This is a genomic window from Parahoeflea halophila (assembly GCF_900220985.1).
GTDB lineage: Bacteria > Pseudomonadota > Alphaproteobacteria > Rhizobiales > Rhizobiaceae > Hoeflea > Hoeflea halophila.
In genome coordinates, this window is record NZ_OCPC01000004.1 from 173,735 (window position 1) to 199,024 (window position 25,290).

24 protein-coding genes are annotated in these 25,290 nt (G+C 61.5%); 10 read left to right on the forward strand and 14 right to left on the reverse strand.

The window, feature by feature from the left end:
- Nucleotides 1-77: 77 nt before the first annotated feature.
- Nucleotides 78-2,828: a DNA mismatch repair protein MutS gene (gene mutS / locus CRO46_RS14140; RefSeq protein WP_244577902.1), complete on the reverse strand. Its 2,751-nt coding sequence runs from the start codon at nt 2,826-2,828 to the stop codon at nt 78-80.
- A gap of 158 nt (nt 2,829-2,986) precedes the next feature.
- Here mutS and CRO46_RS14145 point away from each other — a divergent pair, with 158 nt between their 5' ends.
- Nucleotides 2,987-5,272 (forward strand): NADP-dependent malic enzyme, encoded by a 2,286-nt coding sequence (locus CRO46_RS14145; protein WP_097108440.1) that lies wholly within the window; start codon nt 2,987-2,989, stop codon nt 5,270-5,272.
- A 110-nt stretch (nt 5,273-5,382) separates the two neighbouring features.
- Here CRO46_RS14145 and CRO46_RS14150 read toward each other — a convergent pair whose 3' ends face one another.
- Entirely contained in the window at nt 5,383-6,123 is a 741-nt protein-coding gene (locus CRO46_RS14150; RefSeq protein WP_179759070.1) for a TylF/MycF/NovP-related O-methyltransferase, read from the reverse strand.
- A gap of 401 nt (nt 6,124-6,524) precedes the next feature.
- Here CRO46_RS14150 and CRO46_RS14155 point away from each other — a divergent pair, with 401 nt between their 5' ends.
- On the forward strand, nt 6,525-7,799 hold the full coding sequence (locus CRO46_RS14155) for an O-antigen ligase family protein (RefSeq protein WP_097108442.1): 1,275 nt from the start codon (nt 6,525-6,527) through the stop codon (nt 7,797-7,799).
- Between the two features lie 184 nt (nt 7,800-7,983).
- Here CRO46_RS14155 and olsB read toward each other — a convergent pair whose 3' ends face one another.
- The 6 genes from olsB to CRO46_RS14185 all read right to left on the reverse strand — a co-directional run bounded on the left by olsB (nt 7,984) and on the right by CRO46_RS14185 (nt 15,108).
- Entirely contained in the window at nt 7,984-8,853 is an 870-nt protein-coding gene (gene olsB, locus CRO46_RS14160; RefSeq protein ID WP_097108443.1) for a l-ornithine N(alpha)-acyltransferase, read from the reverse strand.
- Nucleotides 8,854-9,063: 210 nt separating this feature from the next.
- Entirely contained in the window at nt 9,064-11,250 is a 2,187-nt protein-coding gene (locus tag CRO46_RS14165) for a PAS domain-containing hybrid sensor histidine kinase/response regulator (protein WP_179759071.1), read from the reverse strand.
- A 200-nt stretch (nt 11,251-11,450) separates the two neighbouring features.
- On the reverse strand, nt 11,451-12,455 hold the full coding sequence (gene acuI / locus CRO46_RS14170; protein WP_097108445.1) for an acrylyl-CoA reductase (NADPH): 1,005 nt from the start codon (nt 12,453-12,455) through the stop codon (nt 11,451-11,453).
- A gap of 72 nt (nt 12,456-12,527) precedes the next feature.
- Complete coding sequence (gene lspA, locus CRO46_RS14175; RefSeq protein WP_097108446.1) at nt 12,528-13,037, reverse strand: signal peptidase II; 510 nt, start codon at nt 13,035-13,037, stop codon at nt 12,528-12,530.
- The gene (locus tag CRO46_RS14180) at nt 13,034-13,900 is read right to left on the reverse strand and encodes a TrmH family RNA methyltransferase (protein WP_097108685.1); all 867 of its coding nucleotides are present in this window, start codon (nt 13,898-13,900) and stop codon (nt 13,034-13,036) included. Before CRO46_RS14180 ends, lspA begins: the two co-directional genes overlap by 4 nt.
- Nucleotides 13,897-15,108: a class I SAM-dependent methyltransferase gene (locus CRO46_RS14185; protein WP_179759072.1), complete on the reverse strand. Its 1,212-nt coding sequence runs from the start codon at nt 15,106-15,108 to the stop codon at nt 13,897-13,899. The genes CRO46_RS14180 and CRO46_RS14185 overlap by 4 nt, the downstream gene beginning before the upstream one ends.
- Before the next feature lie 155 nt (nt 15,109-15,263).
- On the opposite strand from CRO46_RS14185, the gene CRO46_RS14190 reads away from it, so the two are divergent.
- Entirely contained in the window at nt 15,264-15,719 is a 456-nt protein-coding gene (locus tag CRO46_RS14190) for an SRPBCC family protein (RefSeq protein WP_097108447.1), read from the forward strand.
- A gap of 28 nt (nt 15,720-15,747) precedes the next feature.
- Here the strand turns inward: CRO46_RS14190 and CRO46_RS14195 are convergent, their stop codons facing one another.
- Nucleotides 15,748-16,158 (reverse strand): MerR family transcriptional regulator, encoded by a 411-nt coding sequence (locus CRO46_RS14195; protein WP_097108448.1) that lies wholly within the window; start codon nt 16,156-16,158, stop codon nt 15,748-15,750.
- Between the two features lie 73 nt (nt 16,159-16,231).
- On the opposite strand from CRO46_RS14195, the gene CRO46_RS14200 reads away from it, so the two are divergent.
- Nucleotides 16,232-16,930 carry a cation efflux transmembrane domain-containing protein gene (locus tag CRO46_RS14200; RefSeq protein WP_097108449.1) on the forward strand — a complete coding sequence of 233 codons (699 nt, stop codon included), beginning with the start codon at nt 16,232-16,234 and terminating at the stop codon, nt 16,928-16,930.
- A gap of 108 nt (nt 16,931-17,038) precedes the next feature.
- Here CRO46_RS14200 and CRO46_RS14205 read toward each other — a convergent pair whose 3' ends face one another.
- From CRO46_RS14205 to sppA, 3 genes are all read right to left on the reverse strand, one after another.
- Complete coding sequence (locus CRO46_RS14205; RefSeq protein WP_097108450.1) at nt 17,039-17,389, reverse strand: LapA family protein; 351 nt, start codon at nt 17,387-17,389, stop codon at nt 17,039-17,041.
- Nucleotides 17,390-17,612: 223 nt separating this feature from the next.
- On the reverse strand, nt 17,613-17,903 hold the full coding sequence (locus CRO46_RS14210; RefSeq protein ID WP_097108451.1) for an integration host factor subunit beta: 291 nt from the start codon (nt 17,901-17,903) through the stop codon (nt 17,613-17,615).
- Complete coding sequence (gene sppA, locus CRO46_RS14215; protein ID WP_097108452.1) at nt 17,900-18,883, reverse strand: signal peptide peptidase SppA; 984 nt, start codon at nt 18,881-18,883, stop codon at nt 17,900-17,902. The genes CRO46_RS14210 and sppA overlap by 4 nt, the downstream gene beginning before the upstream one ends.
- A gap of 246 nt (nt 18,884-19,129) precedes the next feature.
- Between sppA and lptC the strand changes: the two genes are divergently transcribed.
- The 6 genes from lptC to ptsN all read left to right on the forward strand — a co-directional run bounded on the left by lptC (nt 19,130) and on the right by ptsN (nt 24,360).
- The gene (gene lptC, locus CRO46_RS14220) at nt 19,130-19,810 is read left to right on the forward strand and encodes an LPS export ABC transporter periplasmic protein LptC (protein ID WP_097108453.1); all 681 of its coding nucleotides are present in this window, start codon (nt 19,130-19,132) and stop codon (nt 19,808-19,810) included.
- A gap of 1 nt (nt 19,811) precedes the next feature.
- The gene (locus CRO46_RS14225; protein WP_097108454.1) at nt 19,812-20,366 is read left to right on the forward strand and encodes an LptA/OstA family protein; all 555 of its coding nucleotides are present in this window, start codon (nt 19,812-19,814) and stop codon (nt 20,364-20,366) included.
- A 20-nt stretch (nt 20,367-20,386) separates the two neighbouring features.
- On the forward strand, nt 20,387-21,169 hold the full coding sequence (gene lptB, locus CRO46_RS14230) for an LPS export ABC transporter ATP-binding protein (RefSeq protein ID WP_244577919.1): 783 nt from the start codon (nt 20,387-20,389) through the stop codon (nt 21,167-21,169).
- Between the two features lie 239 nt (nt 21,170-21,408).
- Nucleotides 21,409-22,947: an RNA polymerase factor sigma-54 gene (gene rpoN, locus CRO46_RS14235; RefSeq protein ID WP_097108456.1), complete on the forward strand. Its 1,539-nt coding sequence runs from the start codon at nt 21,409-21,411 to the stop codon at nt 22,945-22,947.
- Between the two features lie 247 nt (nt 22,948-23,194).
- A complete protein-coding gene (gene hpf, locus CRO46_RS14240) occupies nt 23,195-23,767 on the forward strand; it encodes a ribosome hibernation-promoting factor, HPF/YfiA family (RefSeq protein WP_097108457.1) in 573 nt (190 codons plus the stop codon).
- 125 nt (nt 23,768-23,892) lie between these two features.
- Nucleotides 23,893-24,360 carry a PTS IIA-like nitrogen regulatory protein PtsN gene (ptsN, locus tag CRO46_RS14245; RefSeq protein ID WP_097108687.1) on the forward strand — a complete coding sequence of 156 codons (468 nt, stop codon included), beginning with the start codon at nt 23,893-23,895 and terminating at the stop codon, nt 24,358-24,360.
- A 172-nt stretch (nt 24,361-24,532) separates the two neighbouring features.
- Here ptsN and CRO46_RS14250 read toward each other — a convergent pair whose 3' ends face one another.
- Together CRO46_RS14250 and CRO46_RS14255 are read right to left on the reverse strand one after the other, a co-directional pair.
- The gene (locus CRO46_RS14250; RefSeq protein ID WP_097108458.1) at nt 24,533-24,790 is read right to left on the reverse strand and encodes a BQ00720 family protein; all 258 of its coding nucleotides are present in this window, start codon (nt 24,788-24,790) and stop codon (nt 24,533-24,535) included.
- A 55-nt stretch (nt 24,791-24,845) separates the two neighbouring features.
- Complete coding sequence (locus tag CRO46_RS14255; protein WP_097108459.1) at nt 24,846-25,280, reverse strand: Hsp20 family protein; 435 nt, start codon at nt 25,278-25,280, stop codon at nt 24,846-24,848.
- Nucleotides 25,281-25,290: the final 10 nt, after the last annotated feature.

A 25,290-nucleotide genomic window follows, 5' to 3' on the forward strand; every position in this document is an offset into this window, starting at 1 on the left:
CGCACGTGGTCCGTTGGCCGGATTGCCACAAAAACTCCTTCCACAGGCACTTCGAATCGTTGTCGGCCTGGCTGGCCTCAGCCTGCTTGCCTTTCCGTCAGCCGCCGCTTGAGTTCGTACAGGGCTTCAAGCGCCTCACGCGGCGTCATCTCGTCCGGGTTCAGTGCTGTCAGATAGGCATCGGACAGAGACGGCCCTCTGGCCGGTTTTGTGGGTTCGCGGGCTGCAGGCACAGCAAACAGCGGCAGATCATCGACCAGCCGTGCCGCCGGGTTCTCGCGCTCGCTGGTTTCCAGCAGCTGCAGCACCTCCCGTGCCCGCGCCACTACGGCATCGGGAAGACCGGCCAGCCGCGCCACCTGAATCCCGTAGGAACGGTCGGCGGCACCGGCACCGACCTCGTGCAGGAACACCACATCGCCCTGCCATTCCTTGACCTTCATGGTCGCGTTTGAAAGCCGCGGCAGCTTTTCCGACAATGCCGTGAGTTCGTGGAAATGCGTGGCGAATAGTCCGCGGCAACAGTTCTGCGCATGCAGATGCTCGACCGCCGCCCAGGCAATCGACAACCCGTCGAAGGTCGCCGTGCCGCGGCCGATCTCATCCAGAATGACCAAGGAGTGCGACGTTGCCTGATTGAGAATGGCCGCCGTCTCCACCATCTCGACCATGAAGGTCGAGCGCCCGCGCGCCAGATCGTCAGATGCGCCGACGCGCGAAAACAGGCGGTCGACGACGCCGATATGGGCACTGCCTGCGGGTACGAAGGACCCCATCTGTGCCAGGATAGCGATCAGCGCGTTCTGTCTCAGGAAGGTCGATTTACCGCCCATGTTGGGACCGGTGAGCAGCCAGATCGCGCCGCCATCGGAGCTCTCGCCGGGTGGCGAGAGGTTGCAGTCATTGGCCACAAAGGGCTGCTCTGCCTGTTTTCTCAGCGCTTGTTCGACCACTGGATGCCGGCCGGCCACGATCTCGAAAGCGAGACTGCCATCAACCCTCGGCCGGGAATAACCCTGTTCCTGCGCCAGTTCCGCCAGTGCCGCCGTCACGTCGATCACCGACAGCGCATCCGCGGCCGCCTTTATCGCATCGGCATGAGCCACGGCCATCAGCACCAGCTCGTCAAATGTTGCGAGCTCGATGCTCAGCGCCTGGCCTGCCGCATTGGCGATACGGGTTTCCAGATCCGACAGTTCCGTGGTGGTGAACCGCATGGCGTTGGCCATGGTCTGCCGATGGATGAACCGCGCCTTGGCCTCGTCCCCCTCGGTCAGCGGCCCGGCGTTGAGCGCGGTCACCTCGATGAAATAGCCCAGCACATTATTGTGCTTGATCTTGAGCGAACGGACCCCGGTTTCCTCCGCATAGGAAAGCTGCAGTCCGGCAATCACCCTGCGCGATTGGTCCCTGAGAGCCCGCAGTTCGTCAAGCTCGGGAGAATGGCCCGCGCGCACGAAACCGCCGTCCCGCTTCATCAGCGGCAGTTCGTCATCGAGGGTTGCCGCCAATCGGGTGCCGATCTCTTCGGGAACCGCCTTCAGTGCAGCCACAGCCTTCCCGATATGCGGTGGTGTGTCTTCGCTGTCAAACTGGCCGCCGATATCCCGCGCGGCTGTGAGTCCGGCCAGGATCGCGCCGAGATCACGCGGGCCGCCGCGGTTGAGTGCCAGGCGCGACAGCGCCCGCGGCATGTCCGCTACGCCCTTGAGCGCGCGGCGCAGTTTTTCGCTCAGACCGGGATTGGCGATCAGATGCGAGACGCCGTCGAGCCGCGCATTGATCGCGTCCGGGTCGGTCAATGGCGCCATCAGCCATTCGGCGAGCTTGCGCCCGCCACCGCCGGTGACCGTGCGGTCGACCGCCTTGATCAGGCTGCCCTGGCGTTCTCCTGACAGCGTCCGCACCAGCTCGAGGCTGGCACGTGTCGCCGGATCGATGAACATCCGTGCGCCGTCGCTCTCGCGCTCGGGCCGGCCCAGCGGCGGCCGCTCGGAAATCTGGGTCTTCTCGACATAGGCGATTGCAGCTGCCGCCGCGGCCAGTTCGGCGCGGCAAAAACTGCCGAACCCGTCGAGTGAGCCGACCTCGAAGAACCGGGCGATCCGGCCTTCCGCCGAGGCGCTGTCAAACAGCACCGCAGGCTGCGGCGCTGCCACGCGCCCGAGCTGGTCGACAAGCGGTCGAAGCTCCGGATCATGAAACACGTTGTCGGCCAGGATCAGCTCCCGCGGTTCGATCCGGGCGATATCGGCCAGCAGCCGCGCCAGCCGGCTTTCAGCCACGTGAAACGAGCCGGTGGAGATGTCGATCCAGGCCAGGCCGTATTGGGCTTCGCCCGAGCCCTTGACCCGCGCCAGCGCCATCAGGAAGTTCGACTGCGACGGATCGAGCAGCTTCTCCTCGGTCAGCGTTCCCGGCGTCACAAGCCGGGTCACGTCACGCCGCACCACGGATTTCGAGCCGCGCTTCTTGGCCTCCGCCGGGTCCTCGGTCTGCTCGCAGACCGCGACCCGGAAGCCGAGCGAGATCAACTTCTGCAGATAATCATCGGCCGCATGCACCGGCACGCCGCACATGGGTATGTCCTGGCCCAGATGCTGGCCGCGCTTGGTCAGCGTGATGCCGAGCGCGCGGGACGCGTCGACCGCATCCTCGAAGAACAGCTCGTAGAAATCTCCCATCCGGTAGAACAAGAGCGAGTCCGGATTGTTCGCCTTGATCTCGATGAACTGCTCCATCATCGGCGTCGCCGTCGCCCGGCTTTCTGCCGTGGCAAGCTGGGCTGTCGTCAATATGGCAGGATTGAGCGGGGATTCGGCGTTCAAGATGAGATGCCTGTCTTGGTTTTTCAAACATTCGCGATGTAAGCTTTAAAGGTTGCGCGGCTTTACAGCCCGCTGCCGCCACCCTAACGGTGGGGGTGTATCAAAGACAACAGCTACGAGGCGCCATACACAAGGTCGCCCACAACGGGATGGAACATATGCCGCGGACGGACAAGTCAGATCGCTCGATTTCTCAAGTCACCGATCAGGAGGCGCTGGATTTCCATGCCCGCGGCAGGCCCGGCAAGCTCGAGATCAACCCGACCAAGCCGATGGCGACACAGCGTGATCTCTCGCTCGCCTATTCGCCCGGCGTCGCGGTGCCGGTCAAGGCGATCTCCGAAGATCCGTCCCGAGCCTTTGATTACACCGCCAAGGGCAATCTGGTCGCGGTGATCTCGAACGGTACCGCCATCCTGGGGATGGGCAATCTCGGCGCGCTGGCCTCCAAGCCGGTGATGGAAGGCAAGTCGGTGCTGTTCAAACGCTTTGCCGATGTCGACTCCATCGACCTGGAGGTCGACACCGAGAATGTCGACGAATTTGTCAATTCCGTCCGCTTTCTCGGACCCAGTTTCGGCGGCATCAATCTCGAGGACATCAAGGCACCCGATTGCTTCATCATCGAGCAGCGGCTGCGTGAGCTCATGGACATTCCGGTGTTTCATGACGACCAGCACGGCACCGCCATCATCGCGGTTGCGGGTCTCATCAACGCCTTGCACCTGACCGACCGGGACCTCAAGACCACGAAACTTGTCTGCAATGGCGCTGGCGCCGCGGCGATTGCCTGTGTCGAACTGGTCAAGGCAATGGGCTTCTCGCCGGAAAACATCATTCTGTGCGACACCAAGGGCGTGATCCACAAGGACCGCACCGAAGGCATGAACCAGTGGAAATCCGGCCATGCTGCGCAGACCAAGGCGCGCTCGCTGGCGGATGCCATGGAAGGCGCCGACGTCTTTTTCGGTCTTTCGGCAAAGGGCGCGCTGACGCCCGAGATGGTCGCCTCGATGGCGAAAAACCCGATCATCTTCGCCATGGCCAATCCCGATCCGGAGATCACGCCGGAGGAGGTTGCAAGCATCCGCAATGATGCGATCATGGCCACCGGCCGCTCGGATTACCCCAACCAGGTCAACAATGTCCTGGGCTTTCCCTACATCTTTCGCGGCGCGCTCGATGTACGGGCATCGACGATCAACGACGCCATGAAGATTGCGGCTGCCAATGCGCTGGCCGAGCTAGCCCGTGAAGACGTGCCCGATGATGTCGCCGCGGCCTATCAGGGTGTGCGGCCCCGCTTCGGTCCGCAATACATCATTCCGGTGCCCTTCGACCCGCGCCTGATCTCGGCCATACCGGTGGCCGTTGCCAAGGCGGCGATGGAATCGGGTGTGGCGCAGAAGCCGATCCTCAACATGGAGGCCTATGCTCAGGAACTCTCCGCCCGGCGCGATCCGATCGCCTCGACGCTGCAACGGCTTTACGAGCGGGTCCGCCGGCATCCCAAGCGTGTGGTCTTTGCCGAGGGCGAGGAAGAGCAGGTCATGCGCGCCGCGGTGTCCTACGTCAACCAGAAGCTCGGCACGGCCTGCCTTCTCGGCCGCGAGGAGCAGATGCGCGAAACCGCCAAGCTTGCGGGCATCGATCTCGACCGCACCGGCATCGAGCTGGTCAATGCCCGCGTCTCGCGCCGGGTCGAGGCCTATACCGATTATCTCTACGCGAGGCTGCAGCGCAAAGGTTATCTGCATCGCGACTGCCAGCGGCTGATAAACACCGACCGTAATCATTTCGGGGCCTGCATGGTGGCGCTTGGCGATGCCGACGCAATGGTGACCGGCACCACGCGAAATTACTCCACAGCACTGGAAGACATCCGCCGCTGCGTCGACGTCAAGCCCGGCCATCGGATGATCGGGGTGTCGCTGGCACTGTGCCGCGGCCGTACGGTGTTTGTCGCCGACACTGCTGTTATCGACATGCCGAATTCGGAAGAGCTGGCCGATATTGCCGAGGAAGCAGCCGGCATGGCCCGCAGGCTGGGTTACGAGCCACGGGTGGCGATGCTGGCCTATTCCACTTTCGGCCACCCCACCGGCGAACGCTCGGAACGGGTGCGCGATGCGGTCAGGATCCTCGACAAGCGCCGGGTTGATTTCGAGTATGACGGCGAGATGGCCGCCGATGTGGCGCTCAATTCGAAGGTGCTTGAGCAGTATCCCTTCTGCCGCCTCTCAGGCACGGCCAATGTGCTGGTCATGCCGGCCTTTCACTCGGCCTCGATCTCGACCAAGATGCTGCAGGAGCTCGGCGGCTCCACCGTCATCGGCCCTCTGCTGGTCGGCCTCGACAAGTCGATCCAGATCGTCTCGATGGGCGCCAAGGATTCCGACATCGTCAACATGGCGGCGATCGCGGCCTACAACGCGTCGAGCTGAGGCTGATTCCGGCGGTTTGAAAAGCCTGCTCCGGAAAAGCACAGCCCAAGACGCGTGGCAGCGGGATGTTTCGATCACAAGCGGAGGCGGCTTGACTGCGCTTGCGCTCTTCACGCGCTCTTGAGCAACGGCGGTTTGTCCGCACGCGGCGGCGCTTCCGCGGCCTGCGGCTTGCGAACGTACCAGAGCGTCCTGCCCCCGAGAGTCAGTTGTTCCAGCTCGGCCGGCTGGTCTGCGAAGAACTCGTCCACAGCCCGCGACGCGCCTGGCCATTTCGGCTCGGCGTAGTCGTCAAACACCACGATGCCACCCGGGACCAATTGGTCGTAGAGCGCGTTGAGGCAGTCGAGATGCGATTCGTAGATATCGCAATCGATGAACATGAAGCAGTATTTGCGCCTGGGCATCCGTGGCAGCGTGTCGGAGAAGAACCCTTTCACCACGTGGCCGTTGACCCGGTAGGCGTCGAAGAATGACACGAGACGCCCCGGTACGTCCGTTGCATGACGGAACTTGCGGCGAATCTTGAAGCGGAAACGAAATGGGCCAAGATCTGTATCCAGGATCCGGTCCTGGGGAAAACCCTCGAAACTGTCACAGGCAAAAAGCCGCTTGCCGGGAGCGAGATCGCGCATCCTGCGGCCCATCAGGCGGGTGCTGCTGCCACGGTAGACGCCACATTCGATGACGTCACCCTCATGCTTGAGGCTTTCCTGCAGAAGCCGGATCAGCGGGCTCTGAGTGCACTCGTTATCCAGCCGGTGCCAGTATTCCACCTGGCCGGCTTCTGTTTCCATCAGCGTTGCGATCTCGTCGTCGTGACTGATCCGGAGCCGGTCAACCCGCTTCATCGCCGAACCGCCATTCGCAGGCACCGGTCTGTCAATTGAGCGACCTTTTCCGATTGCGGCACTGACTTGAACCTTCACGGTGAGTTACCCGGCTTGCCGCAGACCGGGAGGACTTCGTCTGCTCCGGCTTGCATGCAGCATGAGAATCCAGACTGCCGCATTCATGGTTAATTTTGGCTTAATCGCGGCTTTTCGAAAGCGGTACTTGTCTGACGGATGTCGCCCATGAATACGATGCGGCCACATATGCCCGGAGATCAAGGCGCACAAAGGACGACCATTCCATGACGGGATGAAATAATGACTGGCAAGGCCCGTCACCCCTGTGGACTTTGGTCCGAGCTTTGTTCAGTGTTGGCGGCCTTTCGGAGCTGGATCGAAAACGGAGATTTCAATCTTAGATGAGCGCCTTATCAGCTGAAGCACATGGCCTCAAATCCGGCATGGTGTCGTTGCTGGCAAGCCTTGGCCTGATGGTATTTCTCGCTGCAAGCCTGTCTGTGCCGGGTGGGTATTCAATCGGCACCGCTATGATCGCCGTCGCGGGTCTGGTCTTTCTGGCGCGGCGCCTTGTTACCCGCGCTCGTCTGATACAGCCCACCCTGGCTGGAAAATTGCCTCTGGTCTTCATGGCTTTCGCGCTTGTCGGCGCGGCGATTAGCCTCTGGCAGCGGGCGCCGGCCGGCCACTACGAAATGTACATTCCGTTTCTGTGGGCGCCACTGATCTTCCTGGCCGTGCTGGACAGCCGGATCGATCGCCGCTTCGTATGGTTGGGGTGTCTGATTGGTGCCGCGCTTGCCTGCGCCGTTGCACTTCATCAATCGGTCTATCTTGGGCAAGAACGTCCCAGCGGGTTCCTCACCAGCCCGATTTTCTTTGGCAACAATTCGCTTCTGCTGGGATCTGTTGCGCTTGCCGGCAGACATGACCCGCCGTTCAAGCTGCCACGGTCCGTCTGGCTTGCTTTGTCATATGCCGGCTTTTTCCTTGGGTTTGCTGCCAGTTTGACGACCTTGTCAAAAGCAGGTTGGCCTTTTGCTCCACTCGTTTTGGTCTGGGTTGTCGTCGAAGATTTCTGGCACGCTACGAAGCGTGAAAAACTATCGATAGTGCTCGTGGTGGTAGCGATTGCCGCGCTTCTGCCGCTCATGCCGGTCGACAGGTACTTGGACCGGATCAACAGTGCCGCGACCGGCGCTTTGGAATGGTTCCACACAGGCGAAATGGTTGAAGGCTCTGTAGCGCCGCGTCTCGAGCTCTGGAAGCTGGGATTGACGATATGGCCGGAAAAACCATGGCTGGGACACACCCGGGAGGGGGTCTCCGAAAGAATCGAGGAAGTGTTTGCCCACGACCAGAAATCCCCCCAGTTGAGCAGCCTGGGTGCTCTGCACAGTGAACCGATACAGCTGTTGGCGGAGAAGGGCCTTTTCGGGCTGCTGAGCTGGGTACTGATGTATGTTGCACCGGCTCTGGTGTTCTGGCGCGCTTACTCGGGACCCGGTCAAGTCCGGAAAGTGCTGGGACAGGCCGGTCTCTTCACTCTGATCGGCTCATTCGTCTTCGGCCTGTCAGATACCTACCTGATTTGGAACGTGAACCGGCAGATCTTTGTTTTTCTCGTCATGACAATGGCAGCGCTGCTGCTTCTGGAACGCAACAAATCTGCATAGCTTGCGGACGGATGTTGCGCGGCCGGCAGGCGTCCATTCAGGTGCAGCTTGTGCATACTCCGCCACGGCCTTGACGGTCGTCGGCCCGCTTCTCCTGCGCAATCCCTTGCGCGAGGAGAGCGCTCCCCTGCTAAGCCAGACAGTGGCTCCGATCAGATTGCCCAGGGCAATGAGCTGGCAATGTTTAAGCGGCAAAACGTGAAGCGTCGGCACCATAGTGATTGATGTAACGGCCGTTAATTTGGCCGACTGGCAGGATCACCAGTACATCCGTGGTGCCGAACGCCGGGTCCACCACGGCTTCTTCCGAGACCACGGCGCCAAGCCGCAGATAGCCCTTGATCAGTGGTGGCATTGCCGCGAGTGCCGCGCGCGGATTGATCGCCTCGGCCGGCATCATGTCGAGCGACAGCCCACGACCGGCGATGGCCCTGACCTTCCAGCCTGCATCCGCGGCTGCGGCGTTGTTCAGGAACGACAGTGCGAGGGCATGTGCATGGGGCTTGTCGCCTGGAAAGGAGGCGCAGCCGAACATCACGTCGATGCCGTGGGTGAGCGCGTAGGCCCAGTTGCCTTGCCACAACGCTTCAAGCGTACGGCGGGTGCGGTATCCAGGCAGCACACAGGAGCGGCCGAGCTCGAGAAACCGCTTGCCGGAGTTGCGGCCGACAAGATCCGCAACATCAAATTCGCTTTGCGAGTAGAAGCCGTCATGACGCGCTGCCACCTCCTGCCGCAAGAGCCGGTAGGTGCCGACAATCTGCTCCTCGATGTCGCCCGTCAGTGCGGTGTCAAGCACCAGAAGGTGGTCGCAGTAACGGTCGATGCTGTCGAAATCGCGCTTCTGCAGCATCGCCTCTTCAGATAGCCGCGCCCCCATTTCCTCGACAAAGACGCGATAGCGAAGCGCCTGTGCTGCCTCGATTTCGCTCTGTCTTTGGGCCAGCCGCACTTCCAGTGAACCGATGCGGCCAAGCACCTCGCTTGCCGGGTTGTAGCCGGTGAGCGGAGCGAGGAATGGTGTGGATGAAGGCCGGGGCACGTGCGTTTCCATGGGTAATCTCCCGCTTGGTGGTGGCGGGGTTCAACCATGATTCTGCGACATCCGAATGACATTTGCCATCCCGGATGCGGTGTTTTCGAGGTTATATTGTGTTTCAACCCTTCTGAAAGGCTGTCAGACGGGTGCTACAGTCGGCGACTACGCCAGCGCGCCTGTATGCGCGTGCCCGGTTGGCGTCGGCCGAGCCTGACCTCCATTTGGTCACCCGGCGGCGCGTGATTTCTTGCCCGCGCTCATTGTTGCAAGCTGCAGCAGCCACTCCGGATCGACCGGCTTTTCCGCGTGCCCATCGGCACCGGCAGCCAGCAGGTCATCGCGTGTTGAAGCCTGACCGTCAGCAGTCAGAACGATGATCGGCAGCCGTGCAAGCTTGCCCGCGGCTTCTTCGGCCCGGATCTGCTCGATTGCGCTGCGCCCGTCGAGTTCCGGCATCGAAATGTCGGTGATGATCAGGTCGTAGCTCGCCGTGCCACCGGGACGCTCCATCGCCTGGTTGACGAGCTCGCGGCCATTGCCGACAACCGTGACACGATGGCCCTGGCGCGCCAGATTGGTCCTTACCACCAGCGCATTGACCGGATCGTCCTCGGCCAGAAGAATGTCCAGTGTGGGGTTGTCGGATGAGCGCTCGAGCATGACCGGACGCGGTTTGCCGCACAAACGGTCGCGATCCTCGCGATCATCGCGCCGGGTCAGCACATTGATCAGCGACACCCGCCGAACCGGGCGCACGAGCCAGGCATTGGCGCCATGACCGGCATGGCTCTCGAGATCGCGGCTGTCTTCGGGCGCAATAATCAAGGTGCGTTCAATGCCTGGCGGCAATTCTGTCGGTGCCGCTGCGAGAAGGTTGTCCGCAATGTCCGCCAGTCTGCGGTCGACGACGATGTCGCTCAATTGCGCGCCGGAGCGACAAAGCCGCGTCAAGGCCGCAATCATGCTGTCGGGGTCGTGCGCGGCTTCGGCAATGCCGCCCAGGTCGCGGATGGTCCAAAGCAGGGCAGTCGAGACCGGCCCGCTCGGTGCAATCACCAGCACGGCACGGTCTGCAAGCGGGCCCCGGACGGGCGCGATGGTTTCCGGCACGGCCAGTTCCCTGACCGGAACCGTGAAGCGAAAGCTGCTGCCCTTGCCGAGGGTTGACGTCACACCGATGTCACCACCCAGCGCCTCGACAATGCGTGCCGAGATGGAAAGCCCCAGCCCGGCGCCGCCATGGATACGGGTCGGGCCGTTGCTGGCGCGCTCGAATTCCTCGAAGATCCGGGCCTGATCGGCCTGCTTCAGCCCCGGTCCGGTGTCGGAGACAATAAAAGCCAGCTGCATGTCCTCGCGGACCACCTCGATAAGCACACCGCCGGTTTCCGTGAATTTGATGGCGTTGCCGACCAGGTTGAACAAGACCTGCCGTAACCTGCCGATGTCGGATGTGATCAGGCGTGGTGCTTCCGGGGCAATGTGGACCGCGATCTCGATACCCTTTTCGTGAGCGCGTGAGGCCATCAGCTCGGAGACGCCGTTGACCAGATCTTCCAGGTTACCCTCTTCATGTCTGAGATGCAGGCGGCCGGCTTCGATCGAAGTCACATCCAGAAGATCCTCGATCAGCGACAAAAGCGCCATGCCGGAATCGCTGGCGGTCTTGAGATAGCTCGCCTGCTCCGGTGTCGTCTGGGTCTGTTCAAGCAGATGTGTCATGCCCAGAATGCCGTTCAGCGGCGTTCTGATCTCGTGACTCACGGTTGCCAGGAAACGCGACTTGGCGTGGTTGGCGGCCTCCGCCCTTTGCCGTGCGTCGACCAGCTCGGCCTCGGTAAGGCGTGCCGAGGTGATGTTGCGTCCGATGCATTGCAGAACCAGTTCGCCGGTAGCCGGGTCACGGGTCACTGTCTCATGCCAGGTCCAGATGGATTGCCCGTCGCCCTCGCCAAGCACCAGTTCAAGCGCGCCGGTGTTGGTCGTGTCAACCGGCTCGATGCCGGTCATCGCAAGGGTGAGGCCGACCGGGTTGTCAAAACCTGTTGCGGACTTGAATGTTTCGTTGGCGAAGGTGATCTGGCCGTTGTTGCGGCAGACCACGACCATGTCGCCAAGCGAATCGAACACGCTAGCCAGCTGGCTTGAAAACTCGCCAAGCTCCCACTTGCGGTCGAACTCCTGCTCAGCGTCAAAGTGTCCCGGCCGGGACTGACCGCCGGAAACATCTGGGGTAGAGCCGCTACGCGAGCGCCGCAGCAGTGGAACAGCCGCATAGATGGCAATTCCTGCAACGGAGGCAAGCAAAACCGCAGGCGCATTGAACGCAACGGAAACGGCCGTGGCCGCCAGCGCGGCAGAGACTGCGAAGAGCGGACGGGATGCTGATCTAGGCGCGTCGGCAGCCTGCATGCGCTCGGTGTCAGACGCGACTTCAGGAACCGCATGTTCAGGCTCTGGGGCGGCCGGCGGAAAGCTTGAATGCGTAACCGCCTGTTCGCTCAGGGCTCGCTGAAGAGTCTCTTGCAGTCGCAAAGGTTCTGTCATCATGAGCCCGTGATAACACGGGCCCCGTGAGCAAAGACTTCAGCGAAACCGTCAAATTTTAGCGATCACGCATTTGTCTTCTTCATGTCGACAACCACGCGTCCGCGGATCTTACCGTCGATGATCTGATGCGCCGCATCGACGATGCCGTCGAAGCCGATCTCGCTCGACAGCGCTTCGAGCTTGTCATGGTCCAGATCGGTCACCAGCCGCGACCAGGCTTCCTGTCTGAGCGCCAGCGGCGCCATTACTGAATCGATGCCGAGAAGCGACACGCCACGCAGGATGAACGGAGCCACCGAGGCCGGCAGGTCCATGCCCTGCGCCAGGCCGCACGCCGTCACCGCACCGCCGTAGGAGGTCATCGACAGTACATTGGCCAGCGTGTGGCTGCCAACCGCGTCGACCGCACCTGCCCAGCGCTCCTTGGCAAGCGGTTTGGCCGGGCCCGAGAGCTCATCGCGGTGGATGATTTCCGACGCGCCGAGGCTCTTGAGGAAGTCGGTTTCCTCGGTGCGTCCGGTCGAGGCGATGACTTCGTAGCCGAGCTTGCCGAGCACGGCGATCGCCACGGTGCCGACTCCGCCATTGGCGCCGGTCACGACCACAGGGCCACGGCCCGGCGTAATGCCGTGACGTTCGAGCGCCATCACCGACAGCATGGCTGTGTATCCGGCAGTGCCGATGGCCATCGCCGATCGCCCGTTCATGCCTTCCGGCATCGGGATCAGCCAGTCGCCCTTCAGCCGTGCGTAGGTGGCATAGGCGCCGGTATGCACCTCGCCGACGCCAAAGCCGTTGAGGATCACCTTGTCGCCGGCCTTGAAACGCTCGTTTTCCGAGCTGACCACGGTGCCGGCAAAGTCGATACCCGGCACCATCGGCCAGCGCCGAACCACCGGACTCTTGCCGGTAATGGCCAGGCCGTCCTTGTAGTTGATGGTGGTCCATTCCACCTCGACGACCACGTCGCCTTCCATCAGATCATCGAGGCCAAGCTCGGTCACATTGACCGACATAACCTTGTTCTCGTCGCGGGTGAGCAGGATGCCCTTGAAACGGTCTTGCATGGAAGCTCCTCTTGTGTTGATCCAGACTGGCCCCTCCAGTCCTCAAGATCAAGGGCGGCGCCCGGTCACGGGTCAGGTTCGGTTCTTGCGTTCGTGCAGCATGGCGAATACCTCGTCGAGCACGATCAGCCCGGCGCCGATGCTGATGAAGGCATCGGCCAGGTTGAAGACCGCAAATGACCACGTCGCGGTGTGAAACAGGATGTAGTCGACCACGTGACCGTAAACGGCCCGGTCGATGAGATTGCCGAGTGCACCGCCGATGATCAGCGCATAGCCCAGATGCGCGATCCTGCGCTCGGGCGGCGTGCGCCACCACAAGAAAAGCACGAAGACAATCACGAGCCCGGTCAGCATGAGCAGCGCCGTATCCGGCAATCCGCCAAGCATGGAGAACGCGATGCCCTCGTTCCATGTGCGGTAGAGCGCAAGCATCGGGATAACCGGCACCAGCTCGTGAAACGGCAGCCGCGTCTCGACCAGCCATTTGATCACCTGGTCGATTGCGACGCTGGCTGAAACAAGCAGCAACATCGGCATGAGGCGGCTCAGCGCCGCTGTTTCGGAACGGGCAGAGCTCATGCGCTGGGCTCATCAAGTAAAAGCAGGTGACGCCGCGCTTCAAACAGCATCACCCCGGTGGCAATCGCCAGATTGAGCGAATCCGCCCGACCGGTCTGCGGAATACGGGCAAGCTTGCCGCAGGCCTTGGTCAGAGTGTCGGGCAGGCCCTGCTGTTCATTGCCCATCAACAACACCACAGGCTGGCCGGCGTAATCGATCGTGCGGTAGTCGACGCTGCCCTTGAGATGGCTGCCGACAACCAGCGTAGAGGATTTCTGCGACCAGTTGAGGAATTCGGATTCCGTCGCCCGCACCAGCGGCACCGCAAACACCGATCCCATTGTGGCGCGGACCGTTTCCATCGAAAACGGATCGACCGTCTCGCCGATAAGCATGACACCCGATGCCCCGGCCGCGTCCGCTGTGCGGATGATGGTTCCCAGGTTTCCCGGATCCCGAACCCGGTCGAGCGCTATCCAGGTTTCGTCCTTCGCAGGCTTGATGCCGCCGAGTGGTGCCAGCTTCTGCTCAAAGACAGCGATCACCGCCTGTGGATTGTCGCGCCGCGTGATCGCGGTCAGAACCTTCTCGCTGACTTCCAGCACCAGCCCGCCGCGCGCGACCGTCAGCGCCGCGATCTTCTCGACCTGTCCCTTGCCGCGCTGGTTCTTGGCATAAATCAGCGTGCGGATAGCCCAGCCCAGTTCGATCGCATCGATCACCAGCTTCAGGCCTTCGGCAAGGAAGGTGCCGGTTTCGTCGCGGTGTTTCTTCATCGACAGCGCGCGGATGTCCTTGATCACCGGATTGGACAGGCTGGTGATTTCCTTCACCTGCCCCACTCTGGCCGCGCGATGGACTGGTTTGTCGTGATCACTCATTGCGGCAGCCACCTTGAAAAAAGCGAGGTCGACAGCGCGCGGCATTCCTCCGCCTCGGGCTTGCCGCTCTCGCGTATGATCAGTTCGCCCGATTCCACCCGGCCGCCGGCGCCGCGCATGGTCTCGCGCATCAGTTCGTGCGTGGCAAAGAACGAGGCACGGATCGAGTAGGCGGTCAGCACCAGCCCCACCGGCTTGTCGCTCAACAGCTCGCGGCAGATGTCGAGCATCGACGGAAGGTGCTCGAAAAGGTGCCAGACTTCGCCATTCGGCCCGCGGCCGAATTTGGGCGGGTCGGTGAGGATGATGTCGTAGCGGTTGCCGCGGCGCTCCTCGCGGGCGATGAACTTCATGGCGTCTTCGCAGATCCAGCGGATCGGTTTGTCGTCAAGCCGCGCCAGCGCCTGGTTTTCCCGCCCCCATCCGATCGCTTTTTTCGATGCGTCGACATGGGTGACCTCCGCCCCTGCTTTCGCTGCCACCAGCGAAGCGACCCCGGTATAGCCGAACAGGTTGAGCACCTTCAGCGGCCGTTTGGCCTCGGTGATGCGGTCTGTCATCCAGCGCCAGTGCGCGATCTGTTCGGGAAACACGCCTACATGGCGGAACGAGGTCAGCCGGCCGTAGAAGTCGACTCCGAGCAGCTTCATCGGCCAGGTTTCGCCCAGCGGCATGCGGGGGAATGCCCAGCGACCGATGCCGTCCTCGTCGGTGTCGCCGGTAAAAACCGCGTCCGCCCTGGTCCATTCCGACTCCGGCAGCCCACGGCCCCAGAGCGCCTGCGCCTCCGGACGCATGATGCGCAGGCTGCCATATTGTTCGAGCTTTTCGCCCTGGCCGGCTTCATTCAGCCCCATGTCGAGAAGCTGGTAGCCGTCCTCGTTTCCGGTCTCCAGGATCAGCGGCACGGTTTGCTTCGGCAGCGCGCCTTCGCGTTTGGTCAGCGGCCTCAGTGGCGCCTGTGGCTGGATCTCCGGTTTCCCGCCGCTCTTCCGGTCTGCTGGCGTTCGGTCCGGCCTTGCGCCCTTGCCCGGGGAGCTTGCCGCCGCTTCGGCGCGTGCCGGCTTGTCGCTTCTCGATCTGTCGTCGCGAAACTTGGCATTCCGCGGCTTGCCGCCGCCGCCCTTGGCCCGGTTTGCCTTTGGCCTGGAGTCTTCCGGCTGAGCGGGGCCGCCACGTCGTGGCTTTTGGGTGCGCTTGTCGGCCAAGGTCTGAAATGTCCGGTTGTCTGCGTGGCCGGGCCCTGGGCAGTGCCCTGACCCCGCGATTACATGAGAGATTGGACATAGCAATCCGATATGCACTTGGCAAAGCCGTTTTCGCTTTGCATAGATAGGCTCACAGTCAGGGAGGATCTTGTCCAATGGAAATGAACGGCGAAGAACGTATTGCCGCCCCGCGTCAATTGGTCTGGGAAGCTCTCAACGATCCCGATGTTCTGCGCGAGTGTATCCCGGGTTGTCAGACGCTGGAGAAGACCTCCGACACCGAGATGTCGGCCACCGTCAAGATCAAGATCGGGCCCGTCGCAGCCAAGTTCACCGGCGACGTAACGCTGGAAAACATCAATGCACCTGAAAGCTACACGATTTCGGGCGAGGGCAAGGGTGGCATCGCCGGTTTCGCCAAGGGGGGCGCGGATGTGAATCTGGTCGAGGAGGGGGCGGAAACAGTTCTCACCTATGCGGTCAACGCGCAGGTTGGCGGAAAGATCGCCCAGCTCGGCTCCCGCCTGATCGATTCGACCTCGAAGAAACTCGCAGGCCAGTTCTTCAACAGATTCAATGAGTTGGTGAGCGCCAGGGCCGCCGGGACATAGGAGCGCCGGGCCTTTCGCCGGCCAGCGCTTAATGTACCGTCTCGCACAGGCTGTGGTCGGCCAGTGTCTCGATCACCGCGCAATGGGCGACGGTGTTCGCGTCACACTCGGAAATCCGTTTCAACTCATGTTCCAGCCGCTGCAGTTTTGCAATCCTTGCCTGGACATCCTCAAGCCGCTGCGCTGCCAGATTGTGGGCGTCATGACATGGTTTTTCCGGGTGCTGGCTCAGCTCCAGCAAACCCTTGATGTCCTCGATAGAAAACCCCAGTTCGCGCGAATGCCGGATGAAGGACAGGCGCTGCATCACGTCCTTTGAATAGCGGCGCTGATTACCTTCCGAGCGTTCCGGTGCCGCGATCAGGCCCATCTGCTCATAATACCGGATGGTCGGAATTTTCACCCCGGTGCGTTTGGAAAGCTCGCCGATGGAAAACATCGAAACATCCTCTTGAACCTATAGTCGCTAGAGGGATTATATATTGCGCCATTGATAGGACAAGGACCATAAAATGGCGAACAACCTCACTCCGCACACGCCATCCTGCAGCGCCGAAAGCCAGGCTTGCGGCTGTTCCGGGAACCCGCGTTTTGACGGCATGGACGCTTCCTACAAGCGTGTCCTGTGGGCGGTGATCTCGATCAACGCTGCCATGTTCCTCGTCGAGATGTCGGCGGGCCAGCTCGCGGGCTCCCAAGCGCTGCAGGCCGATGCGCTTGATTTCCTTGGCGATGCGCTGACCTACGGCCTGAGTCTCGCCGTCATCGGCATGAGCATCAGGGTCCGCTCAACGGCAGCTGTGTTGAAGGGCTTCAGCCTCCTGGCCATGGGTCTCTGGGTGTTTGGCTCGACTGCTTACCAGGTGTTGATCCTGGGTGTCCCCAGCGCCGGGATCATGGGTTCGATCGGCTTGTTGGCGCTGGCGGCCAATCTGGCCAGCGTGTTTCTGCTGATGCGCTACAAGGATGGCGATGCCAATGTTCGCTCGGTCTGGCTCTGTTCGCGCAATGACGCCATCGGCAATGTCGCCGTCATGACCGCAAGTGCCGCCGTCTGGCTCACCGCCTCGGCCTGGCCCGATCTCATCGTCGCCCTGCTGATGGCGGGCCTGTTTCTGCGCTCGGCCCAGCTGATACTGGTTCAGGCCTTCAGGGAGTACCGCTCCGGAGCGGATCTGGGCGCGCTGCAGAGCCACGGCCACCAGCATTGAGCGCTCGGCGCTCCCGAGCAGACGGGGGACGACGACGCTTGCAAGGGCGGAACTCCGTTGCACCTTCCTCAAGAATTCCGACGCTTTTAGATTGGCTGGCTGGCCGGTTCAGGCGGCCGAGCGCTTGTCGGGGGCGGGAAGGGAGGCGGCGATTTGTTGCGCCCTGGCCTTTTCGCGGTCAGCTTCGGTGTGCCATTTCACCGCCTCATTGGCATTGACGCGCGCCCGCTTGCGGTGCTTGCCCTGCTTGAACCAGGTGGCCAGTGAGCCGATGATCATACCGATGATCAGCGCAGCAAACAGGAAGACAAAAAAAGGCAGCGTCACCGACAGCACTTCGTCCGCCGGATCGAACGGATTGAACGACAGTGTCACGGCCGTGCGGTTGGCTACGGACAGCATGATGAGAACAATGCCCAGGGGCACGAGAATTGCCAGTGCGATAATGCGCTTGATCATGGTTCGATCCAGTTTCCTTACAGGCCCGGGATCCCGCGTACTGCCCGGGCCTCGTCGTCATTCATGCAAGCCACGGGGCAATCGTGATGTCACGGTGATCACGAAACCCGTCGCCCTGTCAGCATCAGATAGGGCCTCATATGCCAGAGGCAACCTCGCGCCGCATAGGCGGAGCCTGCCTTCCAGGCCAAGTCGGCGTTCCCTTGTGGCCCTTTGCGAGGACCTAATCCTTGTCTTCGGGATTGAGCCGCTCGCGCAGCTCCTTGCCGGTCTTGAAGAACGGCACCCATTTTTCTTCCACGAATACCGGTTCGCCGGTGCGCGGATTGCGGCCGGAGCGCGGCGGACGGTTCTTGACCGAAAATGCACCAAATCCGCGCAGTTCAACCCGGTTTCCCTCTGACAGCGCTTCCGTGATCTCGTCCAGCACGGCATTGACGATGTTCTCGACGTCCCGGTGATAGAGATGCGGGTTGCGCGCCGCAACTGCTTGAACCAATTCCGATTTGATCATATCCCTCGCCCCAACTCGACACTCTCCGACTGCTCGCCAACCTGCCAAACAGACACAAGGCCGTCAAGGAACAACTTGCCGCCCGACAACCTGTCGATTTCGGTTGCAAGCGATGTCGGCATGCCGAGAAAACGCTGGATCAGACTTGCTGCACCGGCGCCAAAGAGCAGGTTCGCAGTGTCGTCTGCGGGTTTCCAGTCGACGAATTCGAGGCTGTCGTCGACATCGCGGCTCTTCAGATAGGCGCGGATCTCCGCTTCACCGCCAAGCGCATCAACGAGGCCGTTCTTTAGCGCCTGCCGGCCGGTGAAGATCGAGCCGTCCGCAAGCTCCAGCACCTCGGTGCGGTCCATATCGCGGCGCTCGGCGACCAGGTCGACGAACCAATCATAGCTGTCGAGTACCATCGAGCGGATCATCGCCTTGGCTTCTTCGCTGGCCTCGTGGAAGGGCGAGGGCTCGGCCTTGAGAGGCGAGGATTTGATTTCCTCCAGCCGCACGCCGATCTTGTCGAGCAAATCCTGAGCCTGCGCATATTGGAAAATGACGCCGATCGAGCCGACTATCGAGCTTTCGCCGGCCACGATATGGTCCGTCGAGGCGGCAATCATGTAGCCGGCTGAGGCGGCCAGGGTGTGTACGTCGGCGACCACCGGTTTTAGCTTGCCGGCCTCGACCAGCGCCCTGTGGATGCGCTCGCCGCCATAAGTGGTGCCGCCGGGTGATGAGATCGTGACAACCAGCGCTTTGGCCGCCTCGCTTTCGGAGGCATCCTCAATCAGGTCGAGCAGGGGCTGGTCGTCGGTGATCACGCCGCTGATGTCGATACGGGCTATGTGACTGCCGCTCCGGCCCACGCCCTGAAACCGCATGAACAGCCCGGCCACGAGGGCAATGGCAATGACGATGGCCGTGATGCGCCAGAAGCTGAGTTTGCGCCGGATCCGGCGGCGATCGGCAAGAATGTCCGGGTCGGTCACGCGTAGTCCTCCGATGGTGCAATGGCTACTTACAGGATGCGGCTTGCAGCTATGATGGCTTCAGGCGGCCTTGGCGCGGCTTTGCTTTTGCCATTGCCGCCGCGGCATGGCAATCTGCGTCCACTGCTTCGCAAAATCACCATATTGGCATGCGAAGCCGACCGCAACTGCATCCAGGCCAAACAACCGGACGGTGCCGCAAACCGGCCCCTCAAGTCCGGACCACCACCAGGAATACAGCGCCGAATGACCACATCGACAGTCTCAGAGGTTCCCGATAGCGGCCGGTATGCTGGCCGGTCGCACGCCGAGTACAAGCGTGCCCTGTCGCACTCCCGGCTCGTAAGGGTGCTCAAGGTCTTGCTGCCGCTTTCGGCCGCGCTGGTCGTCGTGGCCTTTGTCGTGGTGTCTCTGCTCGACAATCTGGTGCCGGAGGGTGTCGGCATCGATTCAGTTGTCGTCCGTGATGGAAAGCTGGTTATGCAGAACCCTGTCATGAGCGGCCAGAGCTCGGACGCGCGGCCCTACACTGTCCGGGCAGTGCGCGCGATCCAGGACCTGTCCGCCGCCCATGTCATCGTGCTTGAGGACATCGTTGCTGACCTGCCCGCCCCCAATGACAGCACCGCAGTTCTCAATGCCGCCAGCGGGACCTTTGACAGGAGGGCGCAGACCATCCTGTTCGACAAGCCGCTTTCCGTGTCGACGGACGACGGCATGACGGTAAATCTGCAAAACGCCGATGTCGATATGGCCAATGGCGGGCTGGTATCCAATGCCCCGGTTTCGATCAGCAGCGGCGACGCCTCTGTGGTTGCGCAATCCATGCAGATGACAGATAAGGGCCGCGTCATCATCTTTCAGGATCAGGTCCGCATGACGATCAACCCCTCGGCGCTGAAGCCGAAGGACGGAGCACCGAACTGACATGGCAAGAACGCCGTTCCATCTGACCATTTTTGCTGTGGCCGCGATCGCGGCCGGATCGCTGGCCCCCGTATCTGGCGCCTTCGCCCAAGACACCGAGAGCCGGATGTCGGGTCTGGCGCTATCGGGTGACGAGCCGATCCAGATCGAGAGCGACCTGCTCAAGATCAACGAGGAAACCAGCCAGGCCACCTTCACGGGAAACGTCAAGGTGGTGCAGGGCGATACCCTCCTGCAGGCCGGCGAAATGATTGTCAATTACACCAAGGGTGGAGGATCGGTGTCCTCCGGTTCGGCCGACATCCGGGAGATCGAACTCTACAAGAAGGTGTTCATCCAGTCTGGCACCCAGACCGCCACGGCGGACGCCGGAAATTTCAACATGGCCGACGAGATCCTCGTGCTGACAGGAGAGAAGGTCGTGCTCACCGATGCCGACAATGTCTTCATCGGCTGCAAGCTGACCGTGCAGATGAAGAACGGCCAGGCCAAGCTCGACAGTTGCGGGCGCCGTGTCATGATCCAGCTCGATCCCAAGTCGCGACCCAAGAAGTGATCCGGGCGCTCTTTTCATCACTGGGCAACAACGGCGGGGACGGCGATGTTGCCCAGGCTCCCGAGGGTCCGACGCGTTATGACGGAACGCTGATTGCCCGCAATCTGACAAAGGCCTACAAGTCGCGACGGGTTGTGGATGGTGTCTCTCTTGGCGTTCGCCGTGGTGAGGCGGTGGGGCTCCTGGGGCCGAACGGGGCCGGTAAAACCACCTGTTTTTACATGATCACCGGTCTGGTGCCCGTCGATGCCGGCACAATCGAGATCGATGGGCATGATGTTTCGAGCCTGCCGATGTACCGCCGCGCCCGGCTCGGCGTCGGCTACTTGCCGCAGGAGGCCTCGATTTTCCGCGGCCTCAGCGTCGAGGCCAATATCCGCGCCGTTCTCGAGGTGGTGGAGAAAAACCGGGCCAAGCGCGAGGAAAAGCTCGACAGCCTGCTCGAGGAATTCCATATCTCGCATCTGCGCAAGTCTCCCTCCATCGCCCTGTCGGGCGGTGAGCGCCGACGGCTCGAGATCGCCCGGGCGCTCGCATCCGATCCGACTTTCATGCTGCTTGATGAGCCTTTCGCCGGCGTCGACCCGATCGCGGTCTCCGATATCCAGGATCTCGTGCGCCACCTTACCCGCCGCGGCATCGGAGTCTTGATCACCGATCACAATGTGCGCGAAACACTGGGTCTGATCGATCGCGCCTACATCATGAATGCCGGCGTGCTTCTGACCCATGGCCGGCCCGCCGACATCGTCGCAAATCCCGATGTGCGCCGCCTCTATTTGGGCGAGCAGTTCTCGCTGTAGCCCGGTTCCAGCGGCCTGCGTTCAGGGCGGCTGTCCACTCGGGAGACATCTGGTGACGGGCCTGGGGCAAATTTACCCTGTAGCCTTGGTCAGACTTGACCCGAAGGAAGAAAAAAGCAATTTTCGGGCCAGATGGGTAGGTAGGGCGTCGTTGGAGGCGTTTCGAACCCGTACAGCACGGAAGCAGGAGGTCTGCGATCCAAGCTTGCGGCAGCCCAAGCGGGGAGTAGTGCGTCGCCATGGCCTTGTCAGCCGGTCTTCAATTGCGCCAGAGCCAGTCACTGGTCATGACGCCACAACTCATGCAGTCGATCCGTCTGCTGCAATTCAGCCATGTAGAGCTGACCCGGTTTATCGAGCAGGAAGTGGAACGAAATCCGCTGCTGGATCTGGTCAATGCCGAAGGCGCGCACGCTGAAACTGCGCGGGAAAGCTCACAGGAACAGACCGCGGGTGATGCCGGCGAGGAAGCCAACTGGGCCGGAACCTCGGAGCTCCAGGCCGAGCGCATGGCCTCCGAAATCGATTCGCGCTATGAGAATGTCTTTCCCGACGACCACGGCACCGAGCGTGTCGACCAGCCGGCGTTTATCGATAACTGGAAGTCAATGCCGGGCAGCGAGGGCGGCCATGCCGGAGAGGGGTATGATCTTGACGACTTCGCTGCCCGCGCTCCGACCTTGCGCGACCATGTGGCCGAGCAGATCGCGTTCGCTTTCTCCAAGCCGACCGAAAGGCTGATTGCCACGGAGCTCGCCGATCAGCTGGATACTGCCGGTTACATGGTGGGCGACATGACGGAGACAGTCGAGCGGCTTGGTGCCGACCCGGAACAGGTCGAATCTGTCCTTCTCCGTCTTCAGCAGTTCGAGCCCGCCGGAATCTTCGCCCGCACGCTGTCCGAGTGCCTCGGCTTGCAATTGTCCCGCAAGGACCGGCTTGATCCGGCGATGGCGGTTCTGGTCGAGAATCTCGAGTTGCTGGCCCGGCGCGATTTCGGCACGCTGACGCGGATCTGTGGCGTCGATGAAGAAGATCTGCTCGAGATGATGGCCGAGATACGAGCGCTCGATCCCAAGCCGGGCACCCGGTTTGAAACCGGCTCCAGCGAGTTGATCGTACCTGATGTCTCGGTGCGTCCGGCATCCGATGGCGGATGGGCGGTCGAGCTCAACCCCGACACCATGCCGCGGGTGCTGGTCAACCAGACCTATTTCGCTACCGTTTCGGGAAAGATGGAAAAGAACGCCGCCGGCCAGGAATTCCTGAACGAATGCCTGCAGACCGCCAATTGGCTGGTCCGCACGTTGGATCAGCGTGCCAGGACGATCATGAAGGTGGCGACCGAGATTGTCCGGCAGCAGGACGCTTTCCTGCTGCATGGCGTTGATCATCTGCGGCCGCTCAATCTCAAGGCCGTAGCCGAGGCTATTGGCATGCATGAATCTACCGTCAGCCGGGTAACGTCGAACAAGTACATGATCACCCCGCGCGGTGTATTCGAACTGAAGTACTTCTTCACCGTGTCCATCGCCTCCGCGAAGGCTGGCGGCGATGCCCATTCTGCCGAATCAGTGCGCCACCGTATCCGGGTCCTGGTTGACCAGGAGGCGCCCGAAGCAGTGCTTTCCGACGATGACCTGGTGGAATTGCTCAAGAAGTCCGGTGTCGAAATAGCTCGCCGTACGGTTGCCAAGTATCGCGAAGCCATGGCCATTCCGTCGTCTGTACAGCGGCGGCGTGAAAAACGGGCCCGTGCGCGTGCGGCGGCGCTGTGAGTCTCGGGTTTCAATTGATTGAAATCGCTCTGCAATCAAGCAAAACATATGCCAAACTTGACAGATACGGCGCATCGGCGTAGAAGCCGCCCCGCATTGGGTGGCGCGGTTGGATCGCGGACCCAGGCCGGTTTCTGTCAAGCAAAAAATTGCAAGGACCGGGCCATTTGACTGACGTCAGGCGCTTGGATGAGCGCGGCGCATGGCCTAGACTAAATTCCCGAACCATAACAAGAAGGGATGACCCATGAGCGTGCGAGTGTCTGGTAAGCATATGGAAATCGGCGAGTCATTCACGACCCGTATTGAGGACCATGTGACAGGAGCGGTTCGTAAATATTACGATGGCGGTTTCTCGAGCCATGTGATTGTGGAAAAGTCCGGGTCGCGCTTCAAGGCCGACTGTAAGGTCCATCTCGATACCGGCGTCGTGTTGCACGCAACTGGTGAAGCCCAGGATCCGCAGCCTGCGTTCGATGCTGCGGCTGAACGTGTTGAAAAACGCCTGCGCCGCTACAAGCGCCGGCTCAAGGATCACCATGCCAACAGCCAGCAGGCTCAGGCAGAGCTGGCCTATGCGGTGGTGGATTCAGCTGGCGATGATGCGGCTGAAGTGCCCGAGGATTATGCCCCGGCGATTATCGCCGAAAGCTCCAAGCAACTGGTGACCATGAGCGTCGCCAATGCGGTTATGGCGCTTGATATGACGGATGAACGGATCTTGATGTTCCGCAACGCAGGCAATGACGCGCTCAATGTCGTCTATCGTCGCGATGATGGAAACATCGGCTGGATTGACGCCGGCGGGATAAAGTCCTGACGGCGTTGGCTGATATGAAGTAAGGCAGGCAGGCCCCCGGCGGCGACAGCCGCTGGAGGCTTTCGGCCTTTCCCATGAAGCGAACAATGAGGTCCGGTACGCGGACCCAGAACAAGGAATTTGACATGGCGCTTGCTGATCTGATTGCGCAGAACTCTGTTCTGCCTGCGCTCAAGGCAAACTCCAAGAAACAGCTGTTGCAGGAACTGGCGGCCAAGGCCTCGGAAGTCACCGGACTTGCCGAGCGCGAGGTATTCGACGTCATTCTCCAGCGCGAACGGCTTGGGTCTACCGGTGTCGGCAACGGCATTGCCATTCCGCACGGCAAGCTGGCCTCGCTCGACAAGATCGTCGGTGTGTTCGCGCGGCTCGATCAGCCTGTGGATTTCGAAGCTCTGGACGACCAGCCGGTCGATCTGGTGTTTCTGTTGCTCGCGCCCGAAGGCGCCGGCGCCGACCATCTCAAGGCACTCTCACGCATCGCCCGCGTCATGCGCGACAGCGACATGGTCAGCAAGCTGCGCGCCACCGACAACGCAGCCTCGCTGCATGCCTTCCTGACAGAAGATTCAGCCTCCTCCAACGCCGCGTGAAGCCGGCTGGCTAACGAGCCCTGAGCGGACTGCTGGAAAGTCTGGGTCTGCAGATGTGACAAAGCCCGGAATCCAGGGTGGGTTCCGGGCTTCGTGTCGTTTTCGGAGTGCCAGGCTATGCCTGTTCGGGCAACCTCACTGCGCCCGCCTGCAATCATGCCATGGGATCTTGTCAGTGCAGGGCGACGGTCTTGAGTTCGTCTTCTGCAGCGCGGTAAAACGTGCTCGAGCGATTGTCGGTGAGCAGGATTGGCGTGCCGTCAGCGCCAAACAGCGCCCAGAGTTCCAGCCCCGGATCAAGCACCGGTGCTTCCGGAAAGCGCGCCTTGACGTCTTCGGAGCGCATCTTGCGGATATAGCCGACCTTGCCCGAGCCGAGAAGGGCCAGGTCATTGGCGGAGAGTTGGGTTTTTCCCGATTTGGCAATCATGTCGATTTCCTCCTAAAGGTGGCAGGAAACATCCTGTGGGCTCGAACTTCTGTTCCTAGTCTCGAACCGAAATGTTAATTTTTCGCACCATGCGCTCCGGTTCCGGGCGAATTAGATCAACGGACAGCAAACCGTTTTTCAGTACGGCGCTGACAACCTGCATGCCGTCGGCAAGCACGAACATGCGCTGGAACTGCCGTGCGGCAATGCCGCGGTGCAGGTACTCCCGCCCGTCGCTCTCGTCGGACTGGCGTCCGCGGATCACAAGCTGGTTTTCTTCCGTCGTGACCTCGAGATCCTCGTCGCAAAAACCGGCAACCGCCAGCGTGATCCGGAGCCGTTCGGCCTTGCTTCCATCCGCAGAAGCGCGAATGCGTTCAATATTGTAGGGTGGATAACCTTCAGACCCCTTGGCAATCCGCTCCAGGGTCTTTTCCATCGTGTCAAAGCCCAGCAGCAGCGGACTTGAAAAGGGTGTCATACGCGACATGGCTTGTCCT